Raw genomic sequence first — 7,036 nt, 5'->3', positions numbered from 1 at the left:
GTACTGGGGCGGGCGGGTCGGCGGGTGGACGACCCGGCTGCCCGACGGCAGCACCGTCGGGATGAGCCGCGGGTTCCACGCGTTCTTCCGGCAGTACTACAACCTCCGTGCGCTGCTGGCGCGGGCGGAGGTCGGGCTGATGCCGCTGCACGACTACCCGTTGCTCGACGAACACGGCCACACCGACACCTTCCGCGGCATCCCGCGCACTCCGCCGTGGAACGCGCTCGGCTTCGCCCTGCGCAGCCCCACGTTCACGCTTTCCGGGCTGCGCAAGGTCGATCTGCGGGCCGCACTGTCGCTTGTGGACGTTTCGGTACCGGAGAGCTACGAGCGGCTGGACGCCGAGAGCGCGGCGGATTTCCTGGCCAGGGTCCGGTTTCCCGAAGCCGCGCGGCATCTGGCCTTCGACGTGTTCTCTCGCAGCTTTTTCGCCTCACCGCACCGGCTTTCCGCGGCCGAACTGGTGGTGATGTTCCACCTGTACTTCCTCGGTTCCGCCGAGGGACTCCTGTTCGACGTCCCGCGCGAGCCGTTCCACACGCTGTGGGACCCGGTTGTGGCACGGTTGCACCGCCTGGGTGTCTCGACGCATCTGTCCACACCGGTCACCGCGATCGAGCCGGGTTTCACCATCCACAGTGGACAAGGCTTGTTCCCGGTCGACGCCGTGGTGCTGGCGGTCGAGCCACCTGCGCTGCCGTCGCTGACCGCGGCGCTGGGCCCGGCGGACTGGCGCGAGCAGATCGCCGCACAGCAGGCGGCACCGCCGTTTCTGGTGCGCAGGCTGTGGCTCGACCGTCCCGTGCGGGCGGATCGGCCCGCTTTCCTTGCCACCGGCGGGATGCCGCCGCTGGACAACGTCAGCGTGCTCGACCGCTACGACACCGATGCCGCCGCGTGGGCGCGTCGCACCGGTGGTTCGGTCGTGGAACTGCACGCCTACGCGGCCACGGACCGCGAGACGACGGCCAGGGAACTGCTCGCGCGGCTGCACACGGTTTATCCGGAAACCGTGCGGGCGCAGGTCATCGGTGAGCGCGAGGAATGGCGGGCCGACTGCCCGCTGCTCGCGCCGGGCACCTATTTCCAGCGGCCCGCGATCGCCACCCCCGTGCCCGGCCTGGTGCTGGCGGGTGACGGGATCCGCGTCGATCTCCCGGTGGCGCTGATGGAACGCGCGGCGACGACCGGGTGGCTGGCCGCCAACCACCTGCTCAGCGGCTGGCACACCGCGGGCCACCCGATCACGACGGTGCCCAACCGCGGCCGGCTGGCGTTCTTTCGCTTGCTGGGCAAGTGGTTTCAGGAGCGCAGCGCGTAGCGGCGCTCGGCGTAGGCGAGGTCGTCGCGCCACAACCGGGCCGCGGCGCGGCGCATCAGGGGGCGCAGCGCGGGCGCGGCCTTGCGGGCGAAGGGGAAACCGGTGCGGCCGGACGTGGCGATGACCGCCTCGATGACCGCTGTCCTCGGCCGGCCGTCCGGACCGGGCCCGAGCGGGGTCGCGTGGGTCTCGACCACGCTGCCCGCGCCTTCGCCCTCGACGATCGTCATCACCACGGTCCGCGGTTCGGGGCAGGCGAACTCGGCGCGCACCGGGACCCCGGCCCCGGGCGCCACCCGGAAGGTCACGTCCACGACGAACCGGTCGTCCTGTGGTTCCGGCACACTGCGCACCTTCAAGTGGGTGAACGAATACGGGTGGAACCACGAGCCGTGCCAGGGGTCGAGCCGGTTGGCGATGACGTCCTCCGGCTCGCACACGCCGTCCAGCCGGGCCACCGCCGCCACACTGTCCGCGAGCGCAGGCCGCGGCGGCAGCACCGGTTCGGCCAGCGGCGCTTCGGGCCCGTCGAGCCGCACCCACGCGAGCACGCCGTCGTCGTGGGCGGGCCACGGTTCCCAGCCGAACCGGCCGTCCGCGCCGACGGGCATCCCGTGCCATCGGCAGACCAGCGTGCCGCACACGACGCGGCCGTGCGCCAGCGGCGCGCCCAGATGCGGGCACTCCCCCGGTCCGATGAGGAGGGTGCCGTGGCGGTCCCGCCATGCGACGAGTTCCCGGCCGCCGACTCGTGTCCCGAATGGACGGTCGGCCCGGATGTCGGTGCTCGCGGCGAACACGAACCAGTTGCCGGACGGGCGTTCCCCCGCCCGCTTCGCCGCGGCTTCGATCACCGCGGGTGCGGCGTCGGAAAACGTGGGCTCCTGCGCGGACCACAGCTCACGCGGCACCCGCTGGATCGGCCATCGTCGTGCCATCCCGGCCCGCTCCCTCCACACTTGACGTACGTCGTCCAAGCCTAGAAGGGGTAGCCATGATCTTCATTACGGCGAAGTTCCCCATGACCAATCCGACCGAAAGCAGGCGGATACGGCCCGCAGCCAATCTGCATGACGACCCCTGTTTCCGCCGTGGCTGCCGTCGGATTGGTCAAGAACGGCACAGTAAACCGGAGGATGCCGACCGGTGGCCTGAGATTTCGCGCGAATTCACCGAGGCTACCCGCGGTGAGGTGGGCTGCCTGTGGTTCGACTGGTCGCGCAGCCTCGACGACCCCACCGAGTACGTCCTGGTGGAAGCGTTCCGTGATGACGAGGCCGGCGCCGCGCACGTGCAGTCCGACCATTTCAAGACCGCTCAACGGACCTTGCCGCCACATCTGGTGGAGACCCCGCGGATCGTGAATTTCACGGTCCCGCAGGACGGCTGGTCCGAGCTGGGCGAGCTGGCCGTGCGGTAATGCCGGAGATCTGGCGGCTGGAGCCGGGCGTGACGGGCTCCGTCAGCCCGGAAAACTTCACCGGCGCCAAGGGCGGTGGTGCCCGCTCCACCGAAGGGACCGGGGCGGCCGCGGCCCGCGAACTGGGCCGCGGGTGGAAGGTGTCGCCGTCGATCATCCTTCGTGGCGGTGAGACGGCGACGCTCGCGGACATCACCGGTCCCGGCGTCATCCAGCACCTGTGGCTCACCACCGACCGTGGCCGGCTGCGTGAGCTGATCCTGCGGATGCACTGGGACGAGCGCGACGATCCCGCGGTGGACGTTCCGCTGGGGGATTTCTTCTGCAATGCGTGGAACGAGCTCGCGCTGATCGACTCGGACATGATCGTCGTCGCGCCCGCGGGCGGTCTCAACAGCTACTGGCCGATGCCGTTCCGTCGCCGCGCCCGGCTGTCGCTGCACAACACCGGCGGCGCCGAAGTGCCGGTGTACTACCAGGTCAGCTACCGGCTGCGGGAACTGCCGCCGGAGACGGCGTATCTGCACGCGGCGTGGCGGCACAGCGATCCGCTCGGGTCCCCCGCCGTGCACACGATTCTCGACGGCGCGCGCGGTCCCGGCCAGTACGCCGGCACCTACCTCGCGATCGCGCCGAACGCGCCCGGCTGGTGGGGCGAGGGCGAGTTGTGGTTCTACCTCGACGGTGACCAGGAGTTCCCCACCATCTGCGGCACCGGCACCGAGGATTACTTCGGTGGCGCCTGGAATTTCGACTCCGGCGGCCGGTACGTGCCGTATTCGACGCGCCGCCTCGGTCTGGCGCAGGTGCTGCCGCCCGGCGAGATTTACCAGGCGCACCAACGGTTCGGCATGTACCGCTGGCACGAGCCCGATCCGATCGCGTTCAGCCAGGACCTGCGGGTCACCGTTCAAGCGCTGGGTTGGAAGTCCGCCGGCCGGTATCGGCCACTGCATGGGGCGGAGATCGCAACGACGGCTTACTGGTACGCCTGAGGTCGGCCGCGAGCCGGGGCAGGTCCTCGCGCAGCTGGTGAAGATCTTCGTACACGCGGGATGCGCCGTTGTCGAGCAGTTCCTGTTCGCCGAAGCCGCCGGTCCGGACCGCGACCGAGGGCAGTCCGATGCGCCCGGCCGCCTGACAGTCCCAGACGGAGTCGCCGATGACGACACCTTGGGACTCACCGGCTTTCTCGAGCGCGACCTCGATGAGGTTCGGTTCCGGTTTGGTCTGCGAGACGTCGGCCGAACTGGTCCAGTCATGTGCCAGTTCGCGCGCGTCGAGCAGGTCCAGGTACCGGTCGACGTGATCGGGTTTTCCCGAGCTGGCAAGGACGATCACGTAACCGGCCGCGCGTGCCGCTTCGAGCAACCGGCGCGCGCCGTCGAGGGGGCGGACCTCGTCGAGGATGCTGTCGACCTCCTCCTTCCACGCCTCGCGGACGGTGTCACCGCACCGGTTCTCGACGTCTTCTCCGGCGACGGTGGGCACCAGCTGGTCACCGCCCATGCCGATCGCGCGGTGGATGCGCCACACCGGGACGGTGACGTCGCTGCGCCGGAAGGCGCGGAACCAGGCGATCGCGTGGTGGTAATTGGTGTCGACCAGCGTGCCGTCCACATCGAGGACCAGTACCGGACTCATGCCCCGGTGATGCCCGGACCGCCGCGGCGGCAAACACGCCGAATGGATCCAGGGCATCGGGAAATGCTTTAAGGGCAGTGTTTTTTCGCTTTCCGGGCTGCGGGGTGATCATTCGATCGCATCTCGTCACCCCACCGAAGGAGCCGTTGATGTCTCTGGTGACCGGCCCGATTCCGCTGCCCCTGCCCCGCGAGCGCGAATGCCCCTTCGGGCCCGCGCCCGAGGTCGATGCCTTGCGACGTCGCTCGCCAGTGGTCAAGGTGACCTGCCCGACCGGGATCGAAGCGTGGCTGGTCACCCGCTACGACGACGTCCGCCAGGTGCTGAGTGACTCTCAGCGGTTCAGCTCACGTACCGGCGCTCTCGGCCACATGGTGTTCACCATGCCCCCGGACGCGCCCGTCGAGGAGGGCAATCTCAACCGGATGGACGGCGCGGATCATCTTCGCTTCCGCCGGGTGATCGCGCCCGCCATCACGACGGTCAAGCGAACGGAGCTGTTCCGGCCGCAGATCCAGCGGATCGTCGACGAGCTGCTGGACGAGCTGGCGACCGAGACCGGACCGGTCGACCTGCACGAAAAGTTTTCCCTCCCGCTCGGCGCGACCGTCATCGCCGAGCTGCTCGATATCCCGCGCGAGGACCGGGTGCTGTTTCTCCAGTTGGCCAAGACCCTCCTCGCCCGTGACGCGGGAGCCGAAGAGCTGGAGGCGGCGCAGGCCCCGCTGTTTCAGTACCTCTACGGACTGGTGACCCGCCGCAGCCAAGACCCCGGCGACGACGTGATCAGCGTGATCGCCGCGAAAGCCCGGAATGCGGAGGGCGCGTTCAGCGATCTGGAACTGATGACGATCGTTTCGGGCCTGCTGGTCGGCGGGTATGACACCACGGCGAGCCTGATCACGTACGGGACGCTGGCACTGCTGGAAAACCCCGACCAGTTCGCGGCGCTGCGCCGTTCCCCGGAGCTGGCGCCGAGCGCCGTCGAGGAACTCGTCCGCCTGGTGGGCTCCGGCGCCGGCATGTTGCGAGTGGCCACGGTGGACACCGAAATCGCCGGCTCGCCCATCGCGGCCGGCGATTACGTCGTGGTCGCGGTCCAGTCCGCCAACCACGACCCGGAACGGTTTCCGAAAGCTGACCGGCTCGACATCGCCCGGCCGCGGAGCCCCCACGTCGGCTTCGGCCACGGCCCGCACCAGTGCCCTGGTCAGCAAGTCGTGCGCTTGGAGCTGAGCGCCGTGCTGACCACGTTGCCGCAGCGGATCCCGTCACTGCGCCTCGCGGTGCCGTTCGAGGAGATCCCGTTCAAGGAAAACCATGCCGTACTCGGGCCTGCCAAGTTGCCGGTCACCTGGGACGAAGTACTGGGAGCCGACCGGGTTACGGTCGGCTCCCGGGATCGGCTCGAGAACCCACCGGATCTGCTTCCCGACGGCGATGGCGTGGCGGAACGGTGACGCCGCCGAGATCGAAGTCCGGTGCGGCAACGACTACCTCGGCATGGGGCAGCACCCGGCCGTGCCGGCCGGCGCCGCTCGACGAGACCGCCCGCCTGGTCGTGGCCTCGTTCCAGTCCGCCAACCATGATCCGGCGCGGTTTCCCGATGACGAGGTGCCGGCGGCGGCGGATCAGAACGGGCGGTCACCGGCGATCGCGACGCGCTCGGCGATCCGGACCTCGGGCGCGTAGTCGTTCACGGCGTAATGCTGGGTGGCGCGGTTGTCCCAGAACGCGACGGCGTTTTCGGTCCAGCGGAACCGGACCTGGTATTCGGGCACATGCGCCTGGGCGAACAACAGCCGCAGCAGCTCGTCGCTTTCGGCACGATCGAGGCCGACGATATGGGTGGTGAACGAGGGGTTCACGAACAACGTCGCCCGACCGGTTTCCGGATGCGTCCGCACCACGGGATGCTCGACGGGCGGGAACTCGTGCCGGCGCCGCTCGAGAAACCCGGGGTCGGAAAACCGGGCGAACCCGGGGACGAAATCGTGGACCGCACGTAACCCGGTGATCCGGGCGCGGATGCCGGCGGGCAGATTGTCGTACGCCGCCGCCAGGTCCGCCCACATGGTGTCCCCGCCGAACGGCGGAACCTTGACCAGCCGCAGCACCGAACCGAACGCCGGGCGGGGGCGGAAGGTGACGTCGGTGTGCCAGATGTTCTCGAACGCGGGCATGCTCGCGTCGCGGGAGAAACGGGTCACCTCGGCGGAGTCACCGGCGGGCAGCAGCGGATTGGTCTCCAGCTCACCCCAGTGCCGGGCGAACGCGCGCTGCTGGGTGGACGTGATGTCCTGGTCGCGGAAGAACAGGACCTTCCATTCGAGGAGGGCACGGTTGAGTTCGGCGCGCAGTGCGCCGGTCAGCGGGTCGGCGAGGTCCACACCTTCGATCTCCGCGCCGATGACCCGGCTCAGCGGGCGCACCCCGAACAGCTCGTAGGGCCGCGACTCGGCGCCGGCGGGCAGGCGGTGCAACACCCGGGGGCCTTCGACGATGCCGGCGTCGGGCACATGGGCGGTGCGCAACACGGCGGTGGTCATGCCGAACTCCTTTGCCGGCGCGGGAAAATGGTGTTCGACATGCCGCGGATGATCTCGACGGGGCGGGGCGCGGGTCAAGGCATTCCACGGCGCGGGAG

General features: G+C 69.6%; 7 protein-coding genes. 4 read left to right on the top strand and 3 right to left on the bottom strand.

Annotated elements, in window-relative coordinates:
• Positions 1-1,324 (top strand): FAD-dependent oxidoreductase (locus tag GKO32_RS37440; RefSeq protein WP_154761651.1); only part of this gene is annotated, 1,324 nt, incomplete at its 5' end.
• On the opposite strand, the gene GKO32_RS37435 is transcribed toward GKO32_RS37440, so the two are convergent.
• Positions 1,306-2,262, bottom strand: coding sequence for a Rieske (2Fe-2S) protein (locus GKO32_RS37435; RefSeq protein ID WP_154761650.1), 957 nt, complete (start codon positions 2,260-2,262; stop codon positions 1,306-1,308). The genes GKO32_RS37440 and GKO32_RS37435 overlap by 19 nt on opposite strands.
• Positions 2,263-2,429: 167 nt before the next feature.
• Here GKO32_RS37435 and GKO32_RS37430 point away from each other — a divergent pair, with 167 nt between their 5' ends.
• Together GKO32_RS37430 and GKO32_RS37425 are read left to right on the top strand one after the other, a co-directional pair.
• Entirely contained in the window at positions 2,430-2,744 is a 315-nt protein-coding gene (locus GKO32_RS37430; RefSeq protein WP_312869269.1) for a putative quinol monooxygenase, read from the top strand.
• Positions 2,744-3,739 carry a glycoside hydrolase family 172 protein gene (locus GKO32_RS37425; RefSeq protein ID WP_154761649.1) on the top strand — a complete coding sequence of 332 codons (996 nt, stop codon included), beginning with the start codon at positions 2,744-2,746 and terminating at the stop codon, positions 3,737-3,739. The genes GKO32_RS37430 and GKO32_RS37425 overlap by 1 nt, the downstream gene beginning before the upstream one ends.
• Here the strand turns inward: GKO32_RS37425 and GKO32_RS37420 are convergent.
• The gene (locus GKO32_RS37420; RefSeq protein WP_154761648.1) at positions 3,648-4,388 is read right to left on the bottom strand and encodes an HAD family hydrolase; all 741 of its coding nucleotides are present in this window, start codon (positions 4,386-4,388) and stop codon (positions 3,648-3,650) included. The genes GKO32_RS37425 and GKO32_RS37420 overlap by 92 nt on opposite strands.
• A gap of 149 nt (positions 4,389-4,537) precedes the next feature.
• On the opposite strand from GKO32_RS37420, the gene GKO32_RS37415 reads away from it, so the two are divergent.
• Positions 4,538-5,848, top strand: coding sequence for a cytochrome P450 (locus GKO32_RS37415; protein WP_154761647.1), 1,311 nt, complete (start codon positions 4,538-4,540; stop codon positions 5,846-5,848).
• Positions 5,849-6,020: 172 nt separating this feature from the next.
• Here the strand turns inward: GKO32_RS37415 and GKO32_RS37410 are convergent, their stop codons facing one another.
• Positions 6,021-6,938 carry a TauD/TfdA dioxygenase family protein gene (locus GKO32_RS37410; protein WP_154761646.1) on the bottom strand — a complete coding sequence of 306 codons (918 nt, stop codon included), beginning with the start codon at positions 6,936-6,938 and terminating at the stop codon, positions 6,021-6,023.
• Positions 6,939-7,036: the final 98 nt, after the last annotated feature.

Source organism: Amycolatopsis pithecellobii (assembly GCF_009707865.1).
GTDB classification, from domain to species: domain Bacteria; phylum Actinomycetota; class Actinomycetes; order Mycobacteriales; family Pseudonocardiaceae; genus Amycolatopsis_E; species Amycolatopsis_E pithecellobii.
Note: the sequence above shows the minus strand (reverse complement) of the source record. Positions and strands in the feature narration are given on the sequence as shown.